General features: G+C 37.5%; 25 protein-coding genes. 22 read left to right on the forward strand and 3 right to left on the reverse strand.

Features of this window, described 5'->3' with window-relative positions; all coding sequences use genetic code 11:
* Positions 1-16 precede the first annotated feature (16 nt).
* Genes IGJ63_RS04540 through IGJ63_RS04555 form a run of 4 tightly spaced genes read left to right on the forward strand, consistent with a single transcriptional unit; the run spans position 17 to position 4,701 of the window.
* The gene (locus IGJ63_RS04540) at positions 17-535 is read left to right on the forward strand and encodes a GrdB-related putative oxidoreductase (protein WP_173951191.1); all 519 of its coding nucleotides are present in this window, start codon (positions 17-19) and stop codon (positions 533-535) included.
* 36 nt (positions 536-571) lie between these two features.
* Complete coding sequence (locus tag IGJ63_RS04545; RefSeq protein WP_180758887.1) at positions 572-3,034, forward strand: ATP-dependent DNA helicase; 2,463 nt, start codon at positions 572-574, stop codon at positions 3,032-3,034.
* Positions 3,031-3,996 (forward strand): asparaginase, encoded by a 966-nt coding sequence (locus IGJ63_RS04550; protein ID WP_002382144.1) that lies wholly within the window; start codon positions 3,031-3,033, stop codon positions 3,994-3,996. The genes IGJ63_RS04545 and IGJ63_RS04550 overlap by 4 nt, the downstream gene beginning before the upstream one ends.
* A gap of 21 nt (positions 3,997-4,017) precedes the next feature.
* Positions 4,018-4,701 (forward strand): HD domain-containing protein, encoded by a 684-nt coding sequence (locus IGJ63_RS04555; protein WP_101731945.1) that lies wholly within the window; start codon positions 4,018-4,020, stop codon positions 4,699-4,701.
* Positions 4,702-4,717: 16 nt separating this feature from the next.
* On the opposite strand, the gene IGJ63_RS04560 is transcribed toward IGJ63_RS04555, so the two are convergent.
* Positions 4,718-5,212, reverse strand: a complete 495-nt coding sequence (locus IGJ63_RS04560; protein ID WP_002357974.1) for a YajQ family cyclic di-GMP-binding protein — start codon at positions 5,210-5,212, stop codon at positions 4,718-4,720.
* Between the two features lie 234 nt (positions 5,213-5,446).
* Between IGJ63_RS04560 and IGJ63_RS04565 the strand changes: the two genes are divergently transcribed.
* The 13 genes from IGJ63_RS04565 (at position 5,447) to IGJ63_RS04625 (ending at position 16,673) form a co-directional block, all read left to right on the forward strand.
* A complete protein-coding gene (locus IGJ63_RS04565) occupies positions 5,447-6,403 on the forward strand; it encodes a YitT family protein (RefSeq protein WP_002381974.1) in 957 nt (318 codons plus the stop codon).
* A 202-nt stretch (positions 6,404-6,605) separates the two neighbouring features.
* On the forward strand, positions 6,606-7,475 hold the full coding sequence (locus IGJ63_RS04570) for a class II fructose-bisphosphate aldolase (protein ID WP_002357972.1): 870 nt from the start codon (positions 6,606-6,608) through the stop codon (positions 7,473-7,475).
* 173 nt (positions 7,476-7,648) lie between these two features.
* The gene (locus tag IGJ63_RS04575; RefSeq protein WP_002357969.1) at positions 7,649-8,941 is read left to right on the forward strand and encodes a UDP-N-acetylglucosamine 1-carboxyvinyltransferase; all 1,293 of its coding nucleotides are present in this window, start codon (positions 7,649-7,651) and stop codon (positions 8,939-8,941) included.
* Positions 8,938-10,230 carry a transcription termination factor Rho gene (gene rho / locus IGJ63_RS04580; RefSeq protein WP_002357968.1) on the forward strand — a complete coding sequence of 431 codons (1,293 nt, stop codon included), beginning with the start codon at positions 8,938-8,940 and terminating at the stop codon, positions 10,228-10,230. The genes IGJ63_RS04575 and rho overlap by 4 nt, the downstream gene beginning before the upstream one ends.
* Positions 10,231-10,329: 99 nt before the next feature.
* A complete protein-coding gene (locus IGJ63_RS04585) occupies positions 10,330-10,599 on the forward strand; it encodes a type B 50S ribosomal protein L31 (RefSeq protein ID WP_002357967.1) in 270 nt (89 codons plus the stop codon).
* A gap of 316 nt (positions 10,600-10,915) precedes the next feature.
* Complete coding sequence (gene tagB, locus IGJ63_RS04590; RefSeq protein WP_023894544.1) at positions 10,916-12,028, forward strand: teichoic acid biosynthesis protein TagB; 1,113 nt, start codon at positions 10,916-10,918, stop codon at positions 12,026-12,028.
* Positions 12,018-12,764 (forward strand): WecB/TagA/CpsF family glycosyltransferase, encoded by a 747-nt coding sequence (locus tag IGJ63_RS04595; protein WP_002360559.1) that lies wholly within the window; start codon positions 12,018-12,020, stop codon positions 12,762-12,764. Before tagB ends, IGJ63_RS04595 begins: the two co-directional genes overlap by 11 nt.
* Complete coding sequence (locus IGJ63_RS04600) at positions 12,765-13,358, forward strand: hypothetical protein (protein WP_438746002.1); 594 nt, start codon at positions 12,765-12,767, stop codon at positions 13,356-13,358.
* 52 nt (positions 13,359-13,410) lie between these two features.
* Positions 13,411-13,821, forward strand: a complete 411-nt coding sequence (gene tagD, locus IGJ63_RS04605) for a glycerol-3-phosphate cytidylyltransferase (protein WP_002384695.1) — start codon at positions 13,411-13,413, stop codon at positions 13,819-13,821.
* 138 nt (positions 13,822-13,959) lie between these two features.
* The gene (locus tag IGJ63_RS04610; protein WP_002407104.1) at positions 13,960-15,024 is read left to right on the forward strand and encodes a DUF916 and DUF3324 domain-containing protein; all 1,065 of its coding nucleotides are present in this window, start codon (positions 13,960-13,962) and stop codon (positions 15,022-15,024) included.
* On the forward strand, positions 15,017-15,229 hold the full coding sequence (locus tag IGJ63_RS04615; RefSeq protein WP_002357965.1) for a hypothetical protein: 213 nt from the start codon (positions 15,017-15,019) through the stop codon (positions 15,227-15,229). Before IGJ63_RS04610 ends, IGJ63_RS04615 begins: the two co-directional genes overlap by 8 nt.
* A gap of 226 nt (positions 15,230-15,455) precedes the next feature.
* Complete coding sequence (gene scrK, locus IGJ63_RS04620) at positions 15,456-16,334, forward strand: fructokinase ScrK (protein WP_002363736.1); 879 nt, start codon at positions 15,456-15,458, stop codon at positions 16,332-16,334.
* Positions 16,335-16,424: 90 nt separating this feature from the next.
* Positions 16,425-16,673: a YtxH domain-containing protein gene (locus tag IGJ63_RS04625; protein WP_002357962.1), complete on the forward strand. Its 249-nt coding sequence runs from the start codon at positions 16,425-16,427 to the stop codon at positions 16,671-16,673.
* A 57-nt stretch (positions 16,674-16,730) separates the two neighbouring features.
* On the opposite strand, the gene nfsA is transcribed toward IGJ63_RS04625, so the two are convergent.
* A complete protein-coding gene (gene nfsA / locus IGJ63_RS04630; protein WP_002360554.1) occupies positions 16,731-17,465 on the reverse strand; it encodes an oxygen-insensitive NADPH nitroreductase in 735 nt (244 codons plus the stop codon).
* A gap of 83 nt (positions 17,466-17,548) precedes the next feature.
* Complete coding sequence (locus tag IGJ63_RS04635) at positions 17,549-18,007, reverse strand: S-ribosylhomocysteine lyase (RefSeq protein WP_002357960.1); 459 nt, start codon at positions 18,005-18,007, stop codon at positions 17,549-17,551.
* Positions 18,008-18,213: 206 nt separating this feature from the next.
* Between IGJ63_RS04635 and IGJ63_RS04640 the strand changes: the two genes are divergently transcribed.
* From IGJ63_RS04640 to IGJ63_RS04660, 5 genes are all read left to right on the forward strand, one after another.
* Entirely contained in the window at positions 18,214-19,281 is a 1,068-nt protein-coding gene (locus IGJ63_RS04640) for an aspartate-semialdehyde dehydrogenase (RefSeq protein WP_002381968.1), read from the forward strand.
* 33 nt (positions 19,282-19,314) lie between these two features.
* Positions 19,315-20,187 carry a 4-hydroxy-tetrahydrodipicolinate synthase gene (gene dapA / locus IGJ63_RS04645; protein ID WP_438746004.1) on the forward strand — a complete coding sequence of 291 codons (873 nt, stop codon included), beginning with the start codon at positions 19,315-19,317 and terminating at the stop codon, positions 20,185-20,187.
* A gap of 30 nt (positions 20,188-20,217) precedes the next feature.
* Positions 20,218-21,906 carry a ribonuclease J gene (locus IGJ63_RS04650; protein ID WP_002375145.1) on the forward strand — a complete coding sequence of 563 codons (1,689 nt, stop codon included), beginning with the start codon at positions 20,218-20,220 and terminating at the stop codon, positions 21,904-21,906.
* Between the two features lie 124 nt (positions 21,907-22,030).
* Positions 22,031-23,413, forward strand: coding sequence for a bifunctional metallophosphatase/5'-nucleotidase (locus IGJ63_RS04655; RefSeq protein WP_002369594.1), 1,383 nt, complete (start codon positions 22,031-22,033; stop codon positions 23,411-23,413).
* Positions 23,414-23,447: 34 nt separating this feature from the next.
* Positions 23,448-24,089, forward strand: coding sequence for a YutD family protein (locus IGJ63_RS04660; RefSeq protein ID WP_438746006.1), 642 nt, complete (start codon positions 23,448-23,450; stop codon positions 24,087-24,089).
* Positions 24,090-24,093 lie beyond the last annotated feature (4 nt).

Consider the following 24,093-nt stretch of genomic DNA (forward strand, 5'->3'; position numbering starts at 1 on the left):
TAAGGAGGAAATAGGCATGAAAAAAATCCTTTTAGTCTTAAACCACAGTTTAGCAGGATTTGGCAGTGATGAACAAGCTCAGCTGAAACCAAGTGGTAAAAAAGCTCCCTTAGGTCCAGGGGTAACATTGCTACCATTTTTACAGAAGCAAGGAGCGGAAATTGTTGCGACACTTTATTGTGGTGACCAATATTATTTGGAAAACGAGGAAGAGGTAGCAAAGAAATTTATTGGCTTTGCAAAAAAGTTTCATGCCAATGCGGTTCTTTGCGGACCTGCCATGCATTATCCTAATTTTGGAGAAATGGCCGCTCATCTAGCTTGTAAGTTTAATGCTGCGGGCATTCCTGCAATTGCAGCGATGGCAGAAGAAAATCCAGCAGTTAGTCACTATTATCAGCAAGTACCGATTGTGAAGATGCCCAAAAAGGGCGGCATTGGTTTAAATAATTCGTTTAAACAAATGGCGCAATTGGTCGTGGCAAAAGCAAATGGAAAAGAAGCCAAACAGTTAGAAGAAACAAGTTGTTTTTAATTGTTGATAATCTAAAGAGAAATCCAGAATGAACGCATGATTGTGTTCGTTTTGGATTTTTTACTTTTGTTTAGCGAATGTATGTTCTATAATAGGGAGGCAGATAGGTGGGATTACGTGAAATCAACGAGAAAAATTGCGGTGCGTCAAGTGGTCGAATTTATTTTAAGGCGGGGAAGTATCGATTCTCGCCATGTGAGTGAACATACACCACAAGAAGGTAGTCGCCTTCATCGAATGTTGCAAAAGGAAGCGGGGAGCCTTTATCAAAAGGAAGTATCTTTAAAAATTGAGGTGCCTTTAAATGGCCATAATTATTGTGTAGAAGGTCGTGCAGACGGCATTTTTGTGAAAGAAACTGGGCAAGTGGTCATTGATGAAATTAAAACATCCGAACCAGCGTTTGAAGAATTGCCGCCAGAAAAGGTCGAATTGTTTTGGTATCAAGCGATGTGTTATGGTCACATGTATTGCCAACAAGAACAACTTTCTGAAATAACGCTTCAACTCACTTATTATCAGACCACCACAAAACAAATCACACGACAAGAACGCCATTTTACAGAAGCTGCATTAGCGGAGTTTTTTACTGATTTGATGAAGCGCTATGAACAGTGGGTAATTTTTAAAGAAGAGTGGCGTATTTTGAGAAATAAATCATTAAAAAATCTTAGTTTTCCTTACGGGGAGTATCGCAAAGGGCAACGAGAATTGGCGGTAGCCGTCTATAAAACAATTCTTAGTAAACAGCGGCTCTTCGTGGAAGCACCAACTGGAACAGGCAAGACAATGTCCACTCTTTTTCCAGCGATGAAAGCAATTGGTGAAGAAGAAGGTGAACGGATTTTTTATTTAACAGCTAAGACCATTACGCGGCAAGTGGCTGAAGATGCCGTCAAAGCGCTGTCCGAAAAACAAGCGCAAACTAAGAGTATTACGTTAACAGCAAAAGATAAAATTTGTTTTTTAACTGAACGAAATTGTACACCAGAATATTGCCCGTTTGCTGACGGCTATTATGATCGTTTAAATGAGGGACTGTGGGATTTATTGCAACATGAAAATCATTTAACGAGAGAGGTTATTGAACGGTATGCACAAAAGCACCAATTGTGTCCATTCGAGTTGTCGCTAGATGCAAGTCTTTGGTGTGATTTAATTATTGGCGATTACAATTATCTATTTGATCCAACGGTTTATTTACGGCGCTTCTTTGAAGAACCCCAAAGTGCAGAAGAGAATATTTTTTTAGTGGATGAAACCCATAATTTGGTTAATCGTTCACGGGAGATGTATTCGGCCGCTATTTCTAGGAATGCGGTTTTGCAAATTCAAAAAAGATTGCAAAAAGAATCTGTTCAATTAAAAAGAGCTTGTCAAAAAGTCTTAACTACGTTTGATGATATTGAAGCAATCTGTGAAGAAAAAGACACGGATTTTTTTGCCCAACGCGCGCCAATTGATTCATTAGTTAAACAGATACATCGATTAACAGAAGTAATTGCAGAATGGTTGCCAGAAAATCAACACATTGAGGAATTGGCGTCGATTCTCAGTTTTTATTTTGATTGTTTAAGTTATCTTCGAATCAGCGAGTATTACGACAACGGCTTTTATACGTCTATTTCTTTGCGAAACTATGACTGCGTTGTGAAACAATTTTGTGTCGATCCGGCTTATTTATTGACACAACGATTAGATAAAGGGAAAGCGAGTATCTTATTTTCGGCAAGTTTAACACCTCTGAATTATTATCAAGAAGTGCTTGGTGGAGGTGAAGAAAGCCTACGTTATCGGATTCCGTATCCTTTTCCAGAAGAAAATCAATTGTTGATGATTGGTAGTCATCTCCAAACAACCTATAAAAACCGTGAAAAAAGTTATCCACAGATTAGTGAACTTTTAGGGAAGTTAAGTGAAACAAAAACAGGTAATTATTTAATTTTCTTCCCTTCTTATGTCTATATGGATGATGTCTATCAAGTATTTAGCCAACGTTACCCGCAAGTAAAAACTCAAATTCAGGGAACGGACTTAAACGAAAAAGAGCGAGAAGCATTTTTAGCTGAATTTAAAGAGAATCCTCAAGAAACTTTCATCGGTTTTTGTGTTTTAGGTGGTATATTTTCAGAAGGAATTGACTTGAAAGGTACCCGATTGATTGGTACGATAATTGTTAGTGTCGGGCTACCACAAATGAACCCGGAGCAAGAACTGATTCGCACTTTTTATCAAGAAGAGCGAGGGCAAGGGTTTCAATTTGCGTATCAAATTCCTGGTATGAATAAAGTCTTGCAAGCGGCTGGACGTGTCATTCGAGATGCGCGAGATAAAGGCTTTGTGTTGTTATTAGACGAACGATTTGAATTACCAAGTGTCCAGCGTTTCTTTCCGCCGCATTGGTTGGCGCATCGAAAGGCAAACACCAATGAACAACTCATTCAACAAGTGAAACAATTTTGGTTAAAAAATAAAGAAAACAAAGGAGGAAACAAATGAAGACCATTTTAGTCCTTCATACAGGTGGGACCATTTCCATGTCAAAAGTAGCAGGAGGAAGTGTTGCCCCGAATGAAAAAAATCCGTTGATGGAACAAGAAGCATTATTTTCTGGCAAGGTTCATTTAGTTGTCGAAGATATTTTTAATATTCCCTCACCACACATGACCTTAGAACGGATGTTTCAATTAAAAGAACGGATTCAAAAAGCTTATTCTGAACCAATTGATGGCGTGGTTATTACGCATGGAACAGATACATTAGAAGAAACAGCTTATTTTTTAGATATAACCTTAGAGAAAAAAATCCCCATTGTTTTAACAGGAGCAATGCGGTCAAGTAACGAAATCGGTAGTGATGGCTTGTATAATTTCATCAGTGCTATTTGGACTGCTTGTTCAGATGAATCGTACGATAAAGGTGTTTTAGTCGTGATGAATGATGAAATTCATACGGCGCGTTATGTGACAAAAACACATACAACGAACGTAGCAACGTTTCGGACGCCAACTTTTGGACCAATTGGAACCATTGCGAAAGAACGTGCTTTTTTTGCGAAAGAGGTCTTACCGCAAGAAGTCTGCGATGTTTCTTCTGTGAAAGGAAATGTTCACGTAGTGAAGGCCTATGCGGGGATGGGTGAACGAATGTTTGAATTATTAAACACCCCAGAAACGGATGGGTTAGTAATTGAAGCGTTAGGTGCGGGTAATTTACCGCCAGAAACGCTCCCAGCATTACAAAAAATGCTAGACAACGGGATTCCAGTCGTTTTAGTTTCTCGTTGTTCCAATGGCATTGCTGAAGATATCTATGATTATGCTGGTGGTGGCGTTGGCTTGAAAAAAATGGGGGTCGTTTTTGCCCGTGGTTTAAACGGACCGAAAGCGCGGATTCGTTTAATTGTTGGTTTAAACAGCGAAAAAAATCCTACAGAGTTAAAAGAATTTTTGGAACAGTAACTAATTTTAAGGAGAAAATAAATGAAGCTGTTTGAACGCATTCATCAAGATACTGAAATTCGACAAATTTATGATGCAATTGGTCAAATAGAAGATGAAGAAGCTGGGTGGGCATACCATAATTGGTTTCATGTAACCAATGTCGTAGCCATGACGGAAATGATTTTGAAACAACTTGCTGTTTCAGAGGAGTATTTAGAGGCGGCAAAAATTGCGGCACTGCTCCATGATGTGGGTGCGCTACAAGGAAAAGCAGGACATGCACTTCGTGGGAAACAATTTGCAGAAGCATATTTTCGTAAGCAAAAGATTTGTTTGTCTTATCAAGAAGAAATTTTATCTTCTATAGAAAATCATAGTAACGGCTTTGATTCGGAAGAGTTAATGACGCTAGCACTAATCATTAGTGATAAATTAGATATTACAACCTCTCGTGTTGCCAAGGCTGGTTATTTCGTGCCGGGAATGCGGCAACTTCAATTTTTAAAGAAAATTGAAATTATGCTTTCAGAACAAGAGGTTTGTGTCTCATTTACGGCAGAAGAAGAACTGGATTTAGAAGAATTAAATGCGTTTTATTTTATGCCAAAGGTTTTTAAAGCAATTGCCGCTTTTTCAGGAAAAATCCAACGCCGACCAATCGTTTTATTGAATAATCAAGAATGGCCGGTACCAAAACAAAAAAATCCTTCAACTGTTCATTAACAGTTGAAGGATTTTTTTAGCGATAATTATTAAACTCAAGAGCCATTGGTAAATCTAATTCTCGTAAAAGAGCCATGACTTTTTGTAAATCATCCCGACTTTTTCCAGTTACCCGAATTTTGTCTTCTTGGATTTGTGACTTAACTTTAATCCCAGAGTTTTTGATAGCTGTGTTGATTTTTTTTGCATTTTCTTTATCAATACCACTGATTAAATCACCATATTGGCGAGCGGTACCGCCTAAGGCTTTTTCACTTTCTGAGAAATGAATATTCTTAATCGGAACATTGCGTTTGACTAATTTTCCAAATAAAATATCCTTCACTTGCTCGACTTTATAATCATCTTCAGCTACGACTACTAATTTATCGTTTTCCAATTTAATATCAGCAATTGACCCTTTAAAGTCAAAACGATTTTTCAATTCTTTCAAGGCAATTTGAATCGCGTTTTTGACTTCCTCCATATTGACCTCTGAAACTACATCAAAACTTGCTTCTTTTGCAGCCATGTAAAAACCTCCTAAAATATTCTTTGCTTCATCATATCATGAAATAGTAAAAAAGGTTAGGCTAGAATCATTTTGAATAGAGAAATAAGAAGATCAGTTTTTAGGGATATCTTCCCGCATTCTTTCATGGAAACGTTGCAAAAAAATTTTTTTCAATGTTCGCTTTTAGCCCCTTTTCTTTTAGGATAGAACCTGTTATTCTAAGTCAGAAGAATAGCGAAGGAGCGAAGAAAAATGAGTCGATTGGTTAGTACTTACCAAAGAAATGAATCGATAAAAAAAATAGCAGTGATGGCGATAACCGCTTTGACTTCTGCGGTCGGTTTGAATTTCTTTTTGATTCCGGCAAAAGTTTTTTCGGCAGGGATGAACGGAATTGCGCAAATCATTGCTACATTATTATATACAAATTTAGGAATCCATATTAATACAGGGATCTTCATTTTATTTTTAAACATTCCCGTCTTCATTCTAGGGTTTGTAAAATTAGGGAAACAATCAACGATTCTTAGTTTCATCAATGTTATTGGCATTTCCGTTGTGACTATGTTTGTGCCAATCGTAACAGTCACTACGAATCCTTTGATGAACGCAATTATGGGTGGTGTCTTAGTCGGCGTTGGTGCAGGGCTTTCATTGAAAATGGGCTTTAACACTGGCGGCATGGACATTATTTCACTGATTCTTTCAAAAACAACAGGGAAAACAGTTGGTAATTTTATGTTCTTATTAAATGGTATTATTGTGCTGTTGGCTGGTTTTGTATTTAACTGGGAAAGTGCGTTGTATACTATTATTTCTATTTATTGTTTGAGTCAGGTGGTCGACATGATTCATACCAGTCACCAAAAAGTCACAGCAATGATTGTTACCACGAGACCAGAAGCCGTTGCCTTAGAAGTTTCTCAACAAATCGCTCGTGGCATGACCTTGTTGCCTTCAATCGGCGGCTATTCAGGTGCAGAAGGTCGGATGATTATGATGGTCATTACTCGCTACGAACTCTATGATTTAGAACAAGCAGTTTACAGTATCGATGAGAATGCCTTTGTAAATATTTTACCAACACAATCGGTTTTAGGGCGTTTTGCCAATGAAGATGAACAACGGATTTTTCATAGTACAGGAACATTTCCTGAGCTTCAATCTTACAAGGTGAAACGTTATCCACCAAAGAAAAAATTAAAATAGCAAGTCGGCCTTCAGATCCCAAAGTGATAACGGGAAAACTGGAGGTTTTTTTATAAAAATGAAGGTTATGTGAAAGAATAGACAAAAATTTTCTGAAAAAGGGAATTTTACTAGAAAAGTGTCAGGAATTCTGCTAAAATAGAACCGTTGGTTAGGGAACACCTAACAAATAAAGTTTTTAAAAACTTAGGAGGAATTTTTTATGCCAGTAGTATCAGGAGCAGAATTCTTAAAAGCAGCACGTAAAGGCGGCTATGCAGTAGGTGGCTATAACACAAATAACTTAGAATGGACACAAGCGATTTTAGAAGCAGCAGAAGCTAAAAAAGCACCAGTTCTAATCCAAACATCAATGGGCGCTGCTAAATACATGGGCGGCTACAAAGTAGCTAAAGACATGATTACTAATTTAGTAGACTCAATGAATATCACAGTTCCAGTAGCAATTCACTTAGACCACGGTGACTACGAAGCTGCTTTAGAATGTATCGAAGTTGGCTATACTTCAATCATGTTTGATGGTTCTCACTTACCATTCGAAGAAAACTTAAAATTAGCGAAAGATGTAGTTGAAAAAGCTCACGCTAAAGGTATTTCTGTTGAATGTGAAGTTGGTTCAATCGGTGGTGAAGAAGACGGAATCATCGGTACTGGCGAATTAGCTGATATCGAAGAATGTAAACAAATGGTTGCTACAGGTATTGACTACTTAGCATGTGGTATCGGTAACATCCATGGTCAATATCCAGAAAACTGGAAAGGTTTAGCATTTGATCACTTACAAGCAATTGCTGAAGCTGTCGGTTCTGATGTACCTCTAGTATTACACGGAGGTTCTGGTATTCCTCAAGAACAAATTGAAAAAGCAATTTCAATGGGTATCTCAAAAGTTAACGTAAATACAGAATTCCAATTATCATTCGCTAAAGCAACGCGCGAATATATTGAAGCTGGTAAAGATTTAGAAGGTAAAGGATTTGACCCTCGTAAATTATTAGCACCAGGTAAAGCTGCAATCATCAAAGATGCAGAAGAACACATTGATTGGTTCGGTTCAGCTAACAAAGCTTAATCAACTAGTTACGTTAAAGACAGCCACAGCACGTGGCTGTCTTTTTTATTTTTTGTTATTTTTTCATTCTATTAAAATACCTGAGAAGTTTTCTTTTTTCTTAAGCTTGATTATGATAGAATGATTGGGTAGTTTATTTAGAAAACGTATATTATAGATAGGTGAGAATATAAATGAAAAAAATCGTAATCAATGGGAATCGTCCATTAAAGGGCGAAGTAACCATTAGCGGCGCCAAAAATAGTGTGGTCGCTTTAATTCCAGCTGCTATTTTAGCAGATTCGCCCGTGACTTTAGATGGCGTTCCTGACATTCAGGATGTTCACTCATTAATTGAAATTTTAGAAATTATGGGTGCTAAAATTACTTTTGAAAATAATACATTAATTATTGACCCAACAGAAGTTGTTTCTGTGCCTATGCCAAAAGGAAAAATCAATAGCTTACGTGCATCCTATTATTTTATGGGCTCACTTCTTGGTCGATTTGGGGAAGGCGTTGTCGGCTTACCTGGCGGTTGTTACTTAGGACCTCGTCCAATTGATTTACATATCAAAGGATTTGAAGCATTAGGCGCTCATGTAACCAACGAACATGGGGCGATGTACTTGAGAACAGACGAAGCTGGCTTACAAGGAACCCGAATTTTTATGGATATGGTATCTATTGGCGCTACAATCAATGTCATGTTAGCCGCAGTTAAAGCCAAAGGCAAAACGATTATTGAAAATGCTGCGCGTGAGCCAGAAATTATTGATATTGCTACATTATTAAATAACATGGGTGCAAAAGTTCGAGGAGCTGGAACGGACGTTATTCGGATTGAAGGTGTCGAAGAATTACATGGCTGTCGTCACTCGATTATTCCAGATCGAATTGAAGCTGGGACTTATTTAGCTATGGCAGCAGCTATGGGTGAAGGAATCAAGGTTCGAAATGTTATTTATGAGCATTTAGAAAGCTTCATTGCGAAATTGCAAGAAATGGGCGTTAAGATGACAATTGAAGAAGACATGATTGAAGTTCATCCGTCACATGATCTGAAAATGACGACGGTGAAAACCTATCCGTATCCTGGTTTTGCCACAGACTTGCAACAACCGTTAACGCCATTACTTTTAAAAGCGCAAGGAACTGGTGAAATTATTGATACGATTTATGCTCAACGAAATAAGCATATCCCTGAGTTAGTGCGGATGGGGGCTGATGCTTCGGTTGAAGGCAATATGATTATTTTAAATGGTCCAAATCAATTGCACGGTGCAGAAGTAGTCGCCTCTGATTTACGGGCAGGCGCTTGCCTAGTCACTGCCGGCTTGATGGCTGAAGGTACGACCACTATTTATAATGTAGAATATATTTTACGTGGGTACGACCACATTATCGAAAAGTTAACTGCTTTAGGCGCTGATATTCAAATGCTAGAAACCGAAGAACAAGAAGGTCCGTTTGAGGTGGATCAATGAGCGACTATTTAACAATGGCTGAATTGGAAAACAGTACGTTAAAAGATATTTATGCGTACGCGAAAGAGTTTAAAATTCCTTATTATAGCCAAATGAACAAAAAAGAATTGTCTTTAGCTGTGATTCGTGCACAAGCTGAGAAGCAAGGGTTTTTCTTCATGGAAGGAATTTTAGATATTGTTTCTCAGGATGGTTATGGCTTTTTGCGGCCAATTAATTATGGACCAAGTGCAGAAGACATTTATATTTCTTCTTCTCAAATTCGTCGTTTCGGATTGAGAAATGGGGACAAAGTAGCTGGCAAGGCGCGTCCGCCAAAGGAATCAGAACGTTACTATGGACTCATGCATGTTGAAAGTGTCAATGGGAAAGATCCTGAAGAAGCGAAAGAGCGGCCACATTTTCCAGCGCTAACACCGTTGTATCCTGAAAAACAATTAACGTTAGAAACAACGGCTGGCAGATTATCAACACGAATGATTGATGTATTTGCCCCAATTGGTTTTGGGCAACGTGGTTTAATTGTAGCGCCGCCAAAAGCGGGGAAAACAAGTGTTTTAAAGGAAATTGCTAATGGGATTACAGAAAATCATCCTGATGTGGAATTGATTCTGTTGTTAATTGACGAGCGTCCTGAAGAAGTGACTGATTTAGAGCGAAGTGTTAAAGGCGATGTGGTTTCTTCAACTTTTGATCAACAACCACAAAATCATACGCGAGTTGCTGAATTGGTTCTGGATCGAGCAATGCGCTTAGTTGAAGACAAACGGGACGTAGTTATTTTAATGGACAGCATCACTCGTTTAGCAAGGGCCTATAATTTAGTGGTCCCGCCTAGTGGTCGAACCTTAAGTGGCGGAATAGATCCAGCTGCGTTTTTCAAACCTAAACGATTTTTTGGTGCTGCCAGAAATATCGAAGAAGGGGGCAGTCTGACTATTTTAGCCACGGCATTGGTGGATACAGGTAGCCGAATGGATGATGTCATCTATGAAGAATTCAAAGGCACAGGCAACATGGAGCTCCATTTATCTCGTGAATTAGCAGAGCGCCGTATTTTCCCAGCAATTGATATTAAAAAATCAAGTACGCGAAAAGAAGAGTTGTTAATGACACCAGAACAACTAGAAGAAACGTGGAAATTGAGAAATAATATGTCAGGAGACTCGCTGGAATATACGGATCAATTCATAAAAATGTTGAAACGGACCCAAAATAATCAACAATTATTTGAAGTTTTCCATGATGTTTCGTTTGGCAAACAAATTAAAAGAAATCCAAAAAGATAATTGCATACCAACTGAAAACATGGTAAGATAGCATTGTTGTATACCGACAAAATAACTCTGATACAGCAAATGGATCAGGGCAAAGGAGCGAAAAAACGTATGAAACAAGATATCCATCCAAATTACCAACCAGTAGTATTCATGGATTCAACAACAGGTTTCAAATTCCTTTCAGGTTCAACTAAAGGATCTTCAGAAACTGTTGAATGGGAAGATGGCAACACTTATCCATTATTACGTGTTGAGGTTACTTCAGACTCACACCCATTCTACACTGGTCGTCAAAAATTCACACAAGCCGACGGACGTGTGGACCGTTTCAACAAAAAATACGGTCTCAAAGACGAAAACGCAAATCCAGACGCATAGTCTTTCAAAACATTGTTATGACAAGGTTTATAGAGGTTTTCCACTGTGGTGGGAAACCTCTATTTTTGTTGGATAGGCAGTTTTAAATTCAGAGAAATTATTTAAATATTATTTTATTTAACTGAAAGTATAGCTAGTCCGTATACCGTATAATTTAAATTATTTGGATAGTATACATATTGTAAAGTGCAATTGTCTTTTTAGAATCTTTAAGGTATAATTTGTTTTAATGAGTTTATATGTAAGCTTTTTCTTTTTAAAGACTTTGATCATATCTTTTTTATAAGAAAACTATTGTTTGTGAAAGGATATAAAAGTGCTAAAACAATTGTACTTAACAGTATTAAGATGGAGACCGTACAAGCATAAAAAAGTAAAAATTGTGTACATAATGAGTTTCCCAAGAAATGATGGACATTTAATTGAACAATTAGAACAACAATATCACGGAATGATAATAGTACTTTATACAAAAAATTGTCAATCATACGCAGCATCCTTAAATCAAAAAGGCATAAAGACGATACTTTTTGATAAGAAAACTTTGTTGATTACAACGGCGATTTCATACTTGAAGTCAGCGCCGTTAATTTTTGTAGATAATTATTTTCCAGAATTGGCAATTTTAAAAAAAAAGCAAGTAGTTATCCAATTATGGCATGCTAATGGGGCTTTAAAACAGTTTGGCTGGGGTGCTTATCACACGAAACATAGAAGTAGCAAGGATCAAATCAGGTTTCAAAAAGTTTACGATAAAATGAATTATTTTATCGTTAATTCACTAAAAATGGAAGCAATTTTTAGAAACAGTTATCGTCTCGAGAATGCTCAATTTTGTCATTTTGGTTCGCCGCGTCTTGCTTATCTTGAAAAATTAGAGGTAGGAGAAACAAATCAGAATAATAAAGTTTTATATGCACCAACTTACCGAGAGGGAATGAATGAAATGATGCTTGTGATAAATCAAGCAATGAAGGCTTTTTCTGCTATGCCAAATTTTCATTTTTATATGAAATTACATCCATCAATCCAGTTAGATGCCATTGAACTACCGAGAAATGTTTCTATTTGGGAAAAGCATATTTTTGAAAGCTTTAGTGAAATAGGCTACTTGATTACTGATTATTCGAGTGTGGTCTTTGAATACATGCATGTTAAAGAGCAACCGAACATTTTATTTTTTTGTCCAGATTTAGAAAAATACGCATTAAATCCTGGAATTGAGCCTGATTTTTTTGAATATTTACCAGGACCGTTAGTTGAAAATGAAAAACAGTTGATTGTGGCATTGTCAAATTTTTCAATAAATAGTTATAAAGATAATATTACTAGAATTAACGAAGAATGGAATCAATATCAGTCAAAAGAGACCATTAATAAAATAGTAGAGTTGGTAGAGAGAATCTTGGGGGGATTTTGTGAAAAGTAAGGTACGCACTGAATATATTGGGGGATTACCAGTTGACGTATTAACACATCAAGAAATTATGGATGACTTAGAAAGTTATCTCAAAGCTAAAGAGAAAATGATTGTAACTAGCGTTAATCCGCAGATTTCATTGTTAGCATTTGAACATCCAGAAGTTAAGTTATATTTGAAAAGAGCAACTCATCGGATTGCAGATGGGATAGGTGTGGTCAAGGCATCGAAGCTAATGGGTGGGTCTATTCGTGAAAGAGTTACAGGAATTGATGTCATGGATAATTTTTTAGAGTATGCAAATCAACATAAGGAACGAATCTTCTTGTATGGTGCAAAGCAAGAAGTAGTTGAAGCAGCAGCTAAAAATATTCAACGACAATATCCAGGGATTGTTATTAGCGGTATTTTACATGGCTATACAAAGAAAAAACAGCAAGAAATTGTGGAACAAATTAACAAAGCTGAACCAAGGTTTGTCTTTGTAGCATTAGGTTCACCGAAACAAGAGATTTTTTTGGAACAAACAATTGATCACCTGACAGCTAATGTATTTTTAGACGTAGGCGGTACTTTTGACGTATTAGCTGGATCAGTAAAAAGAGCGCCAGAATTTTATATAAATCACAATTTGGAATGGTTATATCGTTGTTTGACAATGAAGAGATACGATCGGTTAATGCAAATTCCTAAATATATTTATTTGACTATTAAGTATCGGAACAACAAGTCTAGGGGGCAGTAAATGATTATTTTGTTTATTTGGGAAAATGACTTAGACACAACTTTTTATATCGTGAAAATAGAGAAAGATGAGAAGTTCATTTTACGAGTACCACCTATTCACAAACTAAGTAAATTTGTTCAAAATAATCAATGGAATAGTTTGATAGAAGAATTAAGAAAATTGTCTTCATATGAAGTAGCTGAGTACATAATTATAAAAAAAGCAATGCTTTTTTCGTATCTTTTTGAAGACGATAAAGAAATTGTTATTTCAAATCAAAGTGAGCGGCATCTAATAGATCAAAATGGCAAAGAATGGTTTTTACCAAAAGGAAAAGTTGCTGTAAATCAAGAGGTGCTTTCAGAATATCTTCGTTTTAGTCATTCAGATGCTGAACGTTCATTTGAGCATCAGGAACACATTTTTCGTTTAACGAAAATTAAATTATTAAAAGATAAAAATCCGTTAAAATTGCAAAAGCAGTTAAAGCAATTAAAAAAAGCTACAACAACGTCTTTCTCTATAAAATCTCTGAGTAAGTTATTACTAATTTATACTGCTACAGAAAATAAAAAATTTGATCGAAAAACCATCAAAGTCAATCAAGAGTAGCCTTTTTTCTATTCACAAAAATTGATAATTAACGAAGAAATATCAAAGTACAATGGAGGTTTTTATGAAAAAAATACTTACTTACGGCACATTTGACCTCCTGCACTATGGTCATATTAATTTGTTGAAAAAAGCGAAACAACAAGGGGACTACCTGATTGTTGGACTTTCAACAGATGCTTTTAATTTAGAAAAAAAGAAACAAAGTTATTTTTCATATGAAAAACGTAAACAATTATTAGAGGCAATTCGTTATGTTGATTTAGTTATTCCTGAAACTAGTTGGAAACAAAAAGTTTCCGATATTGCTGAATTTAAAATTGATACGTTAGTCATGGGCGATGATTGGCAAGGGGCTTTTGATTTTCTAGAAGTTGAAACAACCGCAAAGGTTCTTTATTTGCCACGAACGCCAGAAGTATCAACCACACAGATAAAAAAAGAATTATATTATAGTGAATAATAAAAAGTCTCCTTGGTATTTTTCAAGGAGACTTTTTTCAAGATTATCCTTCCCAAAAGTCAAAGATTGATCAGCATTGTTTCGCTGATTTGTTAGACTGGTAGGTACATTCAGCTTTATAAAGGAGATCTTGAAGAAATGAGTAGAAAAAAAGTCGGTGTTTTCTGTCTATTTCTGTTTTTCACATTTTTTATTATTGTTCCAAAAGTAGAAGCTACAGAAGAAATGAAGACTAAATTTACAGTAACGCCTGTTTTACCAGAAAATCAAGTGTCAGGAACATCAAGTTATTATGATTTAATTCTGGCACCAAAGCAATCTTCCACTATTGTCTTAGATATAAAAAATAAGACAGACGAAAAATTGTCCATCGTATTGACTCTAGCAAATGCATCAACAAATGATAACGGGTTGATTGTGTACAATGATTTTGATAAACCACTTGATTCATCGTTAAAGGTTCCGCTGACAGACTTGGTTACTTTAGAAAATGAGGAAGTGAGTGTGCCGCCTCATCAAACAGTATCAGCAAAGATGAAGGTGAAGGGACTTGATCAGCCTATCAAAGGAGTTGTTTTAGGCGGGGTTTATGCGCATCTCAAAGATGAAAAAACAGAGGAAGAGAACCAAACAACGGGATTAACCAGTCGCTACGGGTTTAATGTTGCGATTGCCATGAGGAGTGCTGAGAATGCTCCTTTAACAGAGGTGAACCAACTGAAATTAGCGAAAGTAACACCTACAATTGCTTTAGGGGCCAAATCACTAAAGGCGGTCATTCAAAATCCATATGCTGCTATTTTTCCAGAAGTTCGTTTAGAAGGTCAAGTGATAAAAAAAGAATCCTCTAAAAAAATTGCACAACGGACACTAAAAAATGTTCGCTTTGCCCCAAATAGTTCCATGAATTTTCATCTTGATTTGGGTAAACAACCGCTAGATGCTGGGACTTATATATTTACAGGACGTGCTATTTTACAACAAGATGAACAACAGTCTTGGCCTTTTCAACAAGAATTTACGATTAACACTCGTGAAGCAAAAAAATTGAATCAAGAGGCTACGGTCAAATGGGTCCTACCTACATGGTGGTTACCGACTTTCTACACGTTGTTAGTAATCACAATTGGGGCAATTTATAGTGTCATTTGGCGCAATAATTATCAAAAAACAAGCGAAAAGGAGAGTGAGAATAATGGCTAGTTGGTTTTGGTTGTCTGGCGGTTTAGCGGTCATTTGTTTTATGTTTTTCCTCTTTTCTTTGCTGACTAGTATGAGTTTTATTCAGCATGCAAAAGAACCCAGAAGTATTCTAAAAGAAACGCTTTTAAGTTGGTTAATGCTTTTACTTAGTGGTGGGTGGATTACAATCGGACTATTGTTATATTTTTCGCTAAAGAATCAATAAACAAAAAACGAGCATTCATTGTTAGATAACCGTGAATGCTCGTTTTTTTGTTTTAGGAAAATGCTCTTTAGCAACTTGCCAGATTTCATTGGGCAACCTGACTGAAATTGTTAAATTGTTCTGTCGAAACGACAAAAAAGTGGTAAACTAAACGTGTATGTTAGTTATTTAATCAAAAGTAATGTATCCGCTTACTTATAAAATGGAAACGAAGGAGCATATTGCAATGACAGAAAAACTTTTAGGAAGTATCGAAGCCGGTGGCACAAAATTTGTATGTGGCGTTGGGACAGATGATTTGACCATCGTAGAACGTGTCAGTTTTCCCACAACAACCCCAGAAGAAACAATGAAAAAAGTAATAGAATTTTTCCAACAATATCCTTTAAAAGCGATTGGGATTGGTTCGTTTGGTCCGATTGATATTCACGTTGATTCTCCTACGTATGGTTATATCACTTCTACACCAAAATTAGCTTGGCGTAACTTTGACTTGTTAGGGACTATGAAACAACATTTTGATGTGCCAATGGCTTGGACAACGGATGTGAATGCTGCGGCATATGGTGAGTATGTTGCTGGAAATGGGCAACATACATCTAGTTGTGTATATTATACAATTGGAACTGGTGTTGGCGCTGGAGCGATTCAAAACGGTGAGTTTATTGAAGGCTTTAGCCACCCAGAAATGGGGCATGCGTTAGTCCGTCGTCATCCTGAAGATACGTATGCAGGAAATTGTCCTTATCATGGAGATTGTTTAGAAGGGATTGCAGCAGGACCAGCAGTTGAAGGTCGTTCTGGTAAAAAAGGTCATTTATTGGAAGAGGATCATAAAACTTGGGAACTAGAAGCTTATTATTTAGCACAAGCAGCGTACAATACTACTTTATTATTAGCGCCAGAAGTGATCATTTTAGGTGGCGGCGTCATGAAACAACGCCATTTGATGCCGAAAGTTCGTGAAAAATTTGCTGAATTAGTCAATGGATATGTGGAAACACCGCCTTTAGAAAAATACTTGGTGACGCCTCTTTTAGAAGATAATCCAGGAACAATTGGTTGCTTTGCCTTGGCAAAAAAAGCTTTAATGACTCAAAAATAACCATTTATTCGCAGTTCATGCATTATATTTGAAGGAAATGGCTAAGAATGATACTCTTATTATGTAATTAATTATTTAGGAGGGATTAGCATGGCAGATTTAAAAGGACGTTTTGACGATGCAAAAGATAAAGTAGAAGGTACTGCAAAAGAAGCGCAAGGCAAAGTTACGGATGATAAAGGCAAAGAACTTGAAGGAAAAGCTCAATCAACCTTTGCTGACGTAAAAGACAAAGCACGTGATGCCGGCGACGACCTTAAAGAAGGCGCTGAAAAATTAACTGATAAAGTTAAAGAAGGCTTTGAAGACTTAAAAGACAAATTTAGTAAAGATAAATAAAAATTAACAAAAGAGCGTGGGCTTACGTTGAAATAACGTAAGCCCACGCTCTTTTGTTTAGACATCAAATCCTTGTTTTTGCAAGAAAATTTTTACTTCTGGGCGACGATTATAAGAAAAATAGGACAAAGACTTCTGTGACCAATCCGCTGTTTGGGCGTTACTTGAGCGGCTGGCATAATAATCTTTTAATAATTCATCATATGTGTGCATATCTGTCAATTTGTCTGATTGGTAGTGATTTTCGCTTAAAATATTTTCAAAAGGCATCCGTGGTTTTACACCATTTAACGTTTCTGGTACACCGATTGTTAATCCGAAAAGTGGTACAGTTAATTCAGGCAAAGATAAGCGTTTGGCTACTGTGTCTAAGTCATTTCGAATGCCGCCAATATAACAAATCCCTAAATCCATAGATTCAGCCGCAATGGCCATGTTTTGCGCAGCAATCGTTGTATCAACGGCAGCTACTAATAATGATTCTGGTGTCTTTAAGGGTTCCAATGATTGCCCCTCTTTTGACAAAATCGTTGCATGACGATACAAATCAGCAACAAAAACATAGAACACACCAGTGTTAACGACATAGTCTTCACAATTCGCTAAACGTCCCAATTCTCTGCGTAGCTCAGGATCTTTGATTTCTATAATTGTATAAGCTTGTAAAAAATTGGAGCTTGATCCTGCTTGAGCTGCAGTAATTAACTGTTGTTTCTGCTTGTCCGTTAACGCTTGCTTTTTAAAATGACGAACGGAACGGTGACTTAGTAATTGTTCAATTGTTTGATTCATAAAAAACCTCCGTTTAAATTAAGAAAGAGAACAGAAAAACCCACAGCTTAATAGTGGGTTTCTCTGTCGTTAATTGCTAAAGATTACAGAATACGTTCAAATGGATCTAAACTAATTCCTTGGTCTAAAACGATTTTTGCGTATTCTTTCGCTGCAAATAAAGAATGATCTTTGTAGTTTCCACACTCTTTTGCAGAGACTGCTGGAACAACTTCTGTATTGATTACTTTGTTTAAAACGTTGACTAATGCATCACGGATTTCTTGTGGTGAATGTTGATCCCACATAATCATATAAAAACCAGTGCGGCAACCCATTGGCGAAATGTCAATGATTCCTTTTAATTCATCACGCATGTTAACTGCTAATAAATGTTCCAACGTGTGTAATGCGCCTGTTGGTAGGGCATCTTTGTTTGGTTGTAAGAAACGTAAGTCATATTTTTCGACTAACGCATCACCATTTTGTTCTGTGCCAGCAAGGCGAACATATGGTGCTTTTACTGTGTTGTGATCTAATTCAAAACTTTCTACGCGTGCCATGAAATTTCGCTCCCTTTATAATTAAATTCGTTTTAACTATAACAAATTTAAGTCAAAAGTCAATGGATAGTCCTTTGATGGGTAATAGTTTTAAAATATCATGGGAAAATAAAAAAATCATTTTTTTGACTATGTAGGTTTTTTCAATACTATGGTAAAATAGGACAAGTAGCTTTTACAAGAAGGTAAGAGGGGAGTATGAAAATATGGGAAAAGAATATCATGTTGCCGTGGTAGGAGCAACAGGTGCTGTCGGGACAAGAATGATTGAATTGTTAGCAGAAACAAGTTTGCCAATTGCCAGTGTGAGGTTATTGGCGTCTAAGCGTTCTGCCGGACAAGAGATTCAGTTTAAAGGGCAACCTCTTATCGTGGAAGAATTAGTCCCGGAATCATTTGAAGGAATCGATTTAGCATTATTTAGTGCTGGTGGGAGTATTTCCGAAAAGTTTGCACCAGAAGCAGTTAAGCGCGGAGCTGTTGTTGTTGACAACACTAGCCATTTTAGAATGGCAAAAGATGTTCCTTTAGTTGTTCCAGAAGTGAACCCAGAAGCCTTGAAAAATCATCAGGGAATCATCGCAAATCCCAATTGTTCTACGATTCAAATGATGGTGGCCTTAGAACCAATTCGGCAAGCGTTTGGCTTAGAACGAATCATCGTTTCAACGTATCAAGCTGTGAGTGGCGCAGGTATCCGTGCAATTAATGAGCTAAAAGAACAAGCTGAAGATTTTTTAGAGGGAAAACCTGTCAGTGAATGGTCAGCTGAAATTTTACCAGCTGGCAGTGACGAAAAACATTATCCAATTGCTTTTAATGCGTTGCCTCAAATTGATGTTTTTTCAGAAGCAGGGTATACCTACGAAGAATGGAAAATGATGAATGAAACAAAAAAAATCATGGGAGACAACAAGCTAAAAGTCGTTGCCACCTGTGTCCGTATTCCGGTAATTTCAGGACATTCTGAATCTGTTTATATAGAAGTGAAACAAGCAGATGCATCGGTCTCAGCCATCCAAGAATTAATGGCGCAAGCTCCAGGTGTAATTTTGCAAGATGAGCCAAGTGAACAACTATATCCACAAGCGCTAAATAGCGTCAACCAGAAAGAAACATTTGTCGGCCGTATTCGTCAAGACGTTGACGTGAAGAACGGTTTCCATTTATGGATTGTGTCAGACAACCTATTAAAAGGAGCTGCTTGGAACTCGGTCCAAATTGCTGAAACGCTACACGAAATGAATTTGCTTCGTGTACCTGAAAACGACTAGAAGGTTTGTATTGTATACTCGGGAGGGAATAGGATGGATTTAACGAATGCAACAATTATTACGGCAATGGTTACGCCGTTTCAAGAATCGGGAGAAATAGATTTTGATAAACTACCGCAATTGGTAGACTATTTATTGGCCAATCATACAGAAGGCGTTATTTTAGCAGGAACAACTGGTGAATCACCCACGTTAACTCATGAAGAAGAATTACAATTATTCCAGCGAATGATTGAACTGATCGATGGACGTATTCCGATTATTTGTGGTGTAGGTACGAATGATACACGTGACTCAGTCGCTTTTGTGAAAGAGTTAGCGACAATCGCTGGTATCGATGCTGTTTTGGCGGTTGTTCCTTATTATAATAAACCAAATCAAGAAGGTATGTATCAACATTTTAAAACCATCGCAGAAGCAAGTGAACTACCAATTATTTTGTACAATGTTCCTGGTAGAACGGCTGCATGTCTAGAAGTGGAAACTACTTTGCGCTTAGCACAATTGGAAAAAATTGTGGCGATTAAAGAATGTGCAGGGTTAGATGCAACTACTGAGTTGATTGAAAGAGCGCCAAAAGACTTTCTAGTGTATACTGGAGAAGACGGGTTGGCTTTTGCCACCAAGGCACTTGGCGGACAAGGGGTTATTTCGGTAGCCAGTCATGTCTTCGGTTCGTCAATGTATGAGATGTATCAAGCGCTGGAGCAGGGGAACTTGCCGGAAGCGGCTAAAATTCAACGACAGTTATTACCAAAAATGAACGCCTTGTTTTCAGTGCCTTCGCCGGCACCCGTGAAAGCGGCCTTAAATCATTTAGGTATTCCTGTTGGAAATTTACGTTTACCTCTAGTTGCTTGTACACCAGAAGAAGAGCAAAGAATTATTCGCACGTTAGAGATTTAAAGAACGTGTAATCATAGAGAGGTGAAAAGAGTGAGTACAATAAAAATCGTTCCATTAGGCGGCGTTCGTGAAAATGGAAAAAATATGTACGTTGCTGAAGTGGAAGATGAAATTTTTGTACTGGATTGTGGATTACAATATCCAGAGAACGAACTTTTAGGAATTGACGTCGTCATTCCGGATTTTACGTATTTAGAAGAAAATAGTGAACGAATTGCAGGGGTCTTTTTAACACATGGCCATGCAGATGCAATTGGGGCCTTACCGTATTTGCTTTCAAAAATTCAAGTGCCTGTTTTTGGGACAGAATTAACGATTGAACTAGCAAAACTAAGTGTCAACAGTCATGCGGAAACGAAGAAATTTAAAGATTTCCATGTGATTGACCCGCATACAGAAATTGATTTTGGTCAAGCAACGGTGAGCTTCTTTAAAACAACGCACACCATTCCAGATTCGATTGGTGTTAGTATCAAAACAAAAGAAGGCAACATTGTTTATACTGGTGATTTTAAATTTGATCAAAGTGCGATTGAGATGTATCAAACCGATTATGGCCGCTTGGCTGAAATTGGGAAAGAAGGCGTCTTGGCGCTACTTAGTGATTCATCAAATGCTGAAAACCCAGTCCAAGTTGCTTCCGAAGCCCAAATCGCTGATGAAGTGTTCGACACGATTCGCTATTGGGAAGGACGAATCATCGTGGCATGTGTGGCAAGTAATTTGCAACGGGTCCAACAAGTATTGAATGCAGCGGATCGTTCTGGTCGTAAAGTCGTTTTGACAGGCCAAGATTTTGAACGGATTATTCGGACGGCGATGAAATTGGAAAAATTACAATTGCCAAGCGAAGATCTATTAGTGAAACCAAAAGAAATGAAAAAATATGCACCCGAACAGTTATTAATTTTAGAAACAGGCCGGATGGGAGAACCTATTAAGTCACTTCAAAAAATGGCTAATAATACACATGGTGTCGTTCGAATTGAAGAAGGCGATTTAGTTTATATTACGACAACGCCGACAACGGCCATGGAAACAACGGTTGCCAAAACAGAGGATATTGTCTATCGGGCCGGTGCTACGGTGAAGCAAATTTCCGACAATTTACGTGTGTCTGGTCACGCTAATCCAAATGACTTGCAATTGATGCTGAACTTAATGAAACCAAAATATTTCATTCCTGTCCAAGGTGAATACCGCCAGTTAGCTGCGCATGCGGACTTAGCACATGAAATTGGCATGCCTTATAAAGATATCTTTATTACAGGTCGTGGGGACATTCTAGAGTATACAAAAGGTAGAATGTCGGTAGCTGGCAGCACAACGGCCGAAAATATTATGATTGACGGGATTGGTGTCGGCGATATTGGTAATATCGTTTTACGGGATCGTCGTATTCTTTCCGAAGATGGTATTTTTGTGGCTGTTGTGACAATTAATCGCCGAGAAAAACGAATTGTTTCCCCAGCTAAAATTACTTCTAGAGGTTTTGTTTACGTTAAAACAAGTAAAGACCTAATGAAAGAAAGTAGCAATATTGTTACAGAAATTGTTGAAAAGCATTTAGAAAGTGACGATTTCGAATGGAGCAAACTGAAACAAGAAATCCGCGAAAACTTAAGCCGTTATTTATTTGAACAAACCAAACGTCGTCCAGTGATCTTACCAGTTATCATGGAAGCGACGCAACGCAAGCGTCCCAAAAATAACGCATAGTTCGTCCTGATAAAAGCAGGTGATTTTAGGAGAAATTCTTCTAAAGTCATCTGTTCTTTTTTGTAACTTTCTTCTATAAATATGGTACTATTAATCAGAGCGCTGAATAAAGGAGGCGATTTTAGTGGAAGAGATTGTGTTGTTCCATACCAATGATCTTCATTCTCACTTTGAAAATTGGCCCAAAATACGGCGTCTGGTTAAAGCCAAACGTTCGCTGTACCAAAAAGAGGGCAAAACAGTCGTAACCATTGATTTAGGTGACTTTTCAGATCGGTGTCATCCTTTGACCGAAGCAACAGATGGTCGAGCAAATGTAGCTATAATGAATACATTAGCGTATGATCTGGTTACAATTGGAAATAATGAAGGAATCGGCAATTCAAAGAAACAATTAGAGCATTTATATGATCAGGCAACATTTGAAGTGGTCTTAGCTAATTTAGAAGATCCAAAAACCCAAACGTTACCAGATTTTTGTCAAGCATATAAAATTGTGACAACTAAAGAAGGCACGAAGTTAGGGTTTATTGGCTTAACCGCACCATTTCCTTTAACGTATAATCCCAATGGCTGGACAATCAAACAAGTGGAAGCAGTCCTTCCTCAACTGATTACAGAAGTTGCGCCTCAATGTGATGTTCTCATTTTGCTTAGTCACTTGGGGATAGATACTGATTTTATGATTGCGGCGAATTATCCTGAAATTCAAGTGATTTTAGGTTCCCATACACATCATTTATTTAAAGATGGTGAAAAAATTAATCATGTGCAACTAGCAGCTGCTGGCAAATATGGACAGTATATTGGTGAAGTGCATCTGTTTGTGGATGCCGACACGAAGCAAGTCACAAGTTATGCAAAAACGATTGAAACAGCAAGTTTAGAAGAGCAAGCAACTGATGCCAAGGAAATTGCGGGTTACTTAACGGAAGGTCATCGACTATTGCAAGCGCAGCAAATTGCACAAATCCCTGAAACCTTGTCAACGGACTTACGGCAACCGCATGCCTTTATAACTGTTGCCTTGAAGGCGTTAAAAGAAGCTGGGCAGACCGAAGTGGCTGTGTTAAACAACGGGTTATTTTTAGCAGATTTACCAGAAGGAATAATCAATGCAGACCAATTACATGAGGCTTTGCCTCATCCAATGCATTTAATCAAGGTTACCTTGAAAGGGTCAGACATGAGCCGTTTGATTCGTGAAATGGAAAAAAGTCGTCAATTTCTGCGGAAATTTCCGATTCGCGGGATGGGCTTCCGCGGGAAAATTTTTGGCGAATTATGTTATGATGGGATTCGTTTTGAGCGAAATAGCCAGACCGTTTTTTGGCAAGGGAAACCTATTCAGCCAGAGCAGAAGTATACGTTGACAACAGTGGATCACTTTCAATTTGTTCCGTTTTTCCCAACGATTGAGTTAGTTGGAGAAGTCGAATTTTTATTTCCAGACGTTTTAAGAACTGTCGTGGCGAACTATCTGCATGCCCACTATCCAATCAAATAAAAACAAGGTATAATAAAAACTAGGTGGTGAAAAAATGACAGACAAAAAGACAACCGAAAAAAAAGAAAAAGAAACAGAAACAGAAACTGCTGCAACCTTTACAGAAGAACTAACAGCAGTTCTTGAAGAAATAAAAGAAGAACCTGTAAAAGAAAAGAAAAAAGGGGAAATTGTCACCATTGTGAATGAAACAGATATTCAAATTGGTGAAAGAGAGTACCGAATTGTTAAAAATCATCGTGATGCCTTTGATCCTGAACGCTTAGGTGAACGGTTTAGTGAAGTATTAGCGCGTTATGATTATATCGTAGGAGACTGGGGCTATGAACAGTTACGCTTGCGTGGCTTTTTTGATACTTCTAATCGTCGGGCAGCGCCGGATCAACGCATTGATACACTAGAAGACTATTTGTATGAATATTGTAATTTTGGCTGTGCCTATTTTGTAATTGAACGAACAGGGGAACGTAAAGAAAAAACAACGCATCGTCGTCGTCGCCATAAAAAGAATAATCGTTCTAACGCGTTTGTCGAGGAAAAGAGTGCGCCCGCTAATAAAAATAGCAAGCCAGTGATTCGTACGCGAAAAGAAGAAAATAAAAAAACGACTACACCCAAACAGCCTAGTTCCAAAAAATCTGGCAAAGGCTTTACGATTCGTCAACGTGAGGAGTAAACAG

The organism is Enterococcus sp. DIV1375a, assembly GCF_051712205.1.
GTDB lineage: Bacteria > Bacillota > Bacilli > Lactobacillales > Enterococcaceae > Enterococcus > Enterococcus faecalis.

Excerpts from the sequence above, each read along its gene's own strand:
- IGJ63_RS04540 (WP_173951191.1), top strand. The coding sequence starts at position 17 with ATGAAAAAAATCCTTTTAGTCTTAAACCACAGTTTAGCAGGATTTGGC.
- IGJ63_RS04545 (WP_180758887.1), top strand. The coding sequence starts at position 572 with ATGATTGTGTTCGTTTTGGATTTTTTACTTTTGTTTAGCGAATGTATG.
- IGJ63_RS04550 (WP_002382144.1), top strand. The coding sequence starts at position 3,031 with ATGAAGACCATTTTAGTCCTTCATACAGGTGGGACCATTTCCATGTCA.
- IGJ63_RS04555 (WP_101731945.1), top strand. The coding sequence starts at position 4,018 with ATGAAGCTGTTTGAACGCATTCATCAAGATACTGAAATTCGACAAATT.
- IGJ63_RS04560 (WP_002357974.1), bottom strand. The coding sequence starts at position 5,212 with ATGGCTGCAAAAGAAGCAAGTTTTGATGTAGTTTCAGAGGTCAATATG.
- IGJ63_RS04565 (WP_002381974.1), top strand. The coding sequence starts at position 5,447 with ATGAGTCGATTGGTTAGTACTTACCAAAGAAATGAATCGATAAAAAAA.
- IGJ63_RS04570 (WP_002357972.1), top strand. The coding sequence starts at position 6,606 with ATGCCAGTAGTATCAGGAGCAGAATTCTTAAAAGCAGCACGTAAAGGC.
- IGJ63_RS04575 (WP_002357969.1), top strand. The coding sequence starts at position 7,649 with ATGAAAAAAATCGTAATCAATGGGAATCGTCCATTAAAGGGCGAAGTA.
- rho (WP_002357968.1), top strand. The coding sequence starts at position 8,938 with ATGAGCGACTATTTAACAATGGCTGAATTGGAAAACAGTACGTTAAAA.
- IGJ63_RS04585 (WP_002357967.1), top strand. The coding sequence starts at position 10,330 with ATGAAACAAGATATCCATCCAAATTACCAACCAGTAGTATTCATGGAT.
- IGJ63_RS04600 (WP_438746002.1), top strand. The coding sequence starts at position 12,765 with ATGATTATTTTGTTTATTTGGGAAAATGACTTAGACACAACTTTTTAT.
- tagD (WP_002384695.1), top strand. The coding sequence starts at position 13,411 with ATGGAGGTTTTTATGAAAAAAATACTTACTTACGGCACATTTGACCTC.
- IGJ63_RS04610 (WP_002407104.1), top strand. The coding sequence starts at position 13,960 with ATGAGTAGAAAAAAAGTCGGTGTTTTCTGTCTATTTCTGTTTTTCACA.
- IGJ63_RS04615 (WP_002357965.1), top strand. The coding sequence starts at position 15,017 with ATGGCTAGTTGGTTTTGGTTGTCTGGCGGTTTAGCGGTCATTTGTTTT.
- scrK (WP_002363736.1), top strand. The coding sequence starts at position 15,456 with ATGACAGAAAAACTTTTAGGAAGTATCGAAGCCGGTGGCACAAAATTT.
- IGJ63_RS04625 (WP_002357962.1), top strand. The coding sequence starts at position 16,425 with ATGGCAGATTTAAAAGGACGTTTTGACGATGCAAAAGATAAAGTAGAA.
- nfsA (WP_002360554.1), bottom strand. The coding sequence starts at position 17,465 with ATGAATCAAACAATTGAACAATTACTAAGTCACCGTTCCGTTCGTCAT.
- IGJ63_RS04635 (WP_002357960.1), bottom strand. The coding sequence starts at position 18,007 with ATGGCACGCGTAGAAAGTTTTGAATTAGATCACAACACAGTAAAAGCA.
- IGJ63_RS04640 (WP_002381968.1), top strand. The coding sequence starts at position 18,214 with ATGGGAAAAGAATATCATGTTGCCGTGGTAGGAGCAACAGGTGCTGTC.
- dapA (WP_438746004.1), top strand. The coding sequence starts at position 19,315 with ATGGATTTAACGAATGCAACAATTATTACGGCAATGGTTACGCCGTTT.
- IGJ63_RS04660 (WP_438746006.1), top strand. The coding sequence starts at position 23,448 with ATGACAGACAAAAAGACAACCGAAAAAAAAGAAAAAGAAACAGAAACA.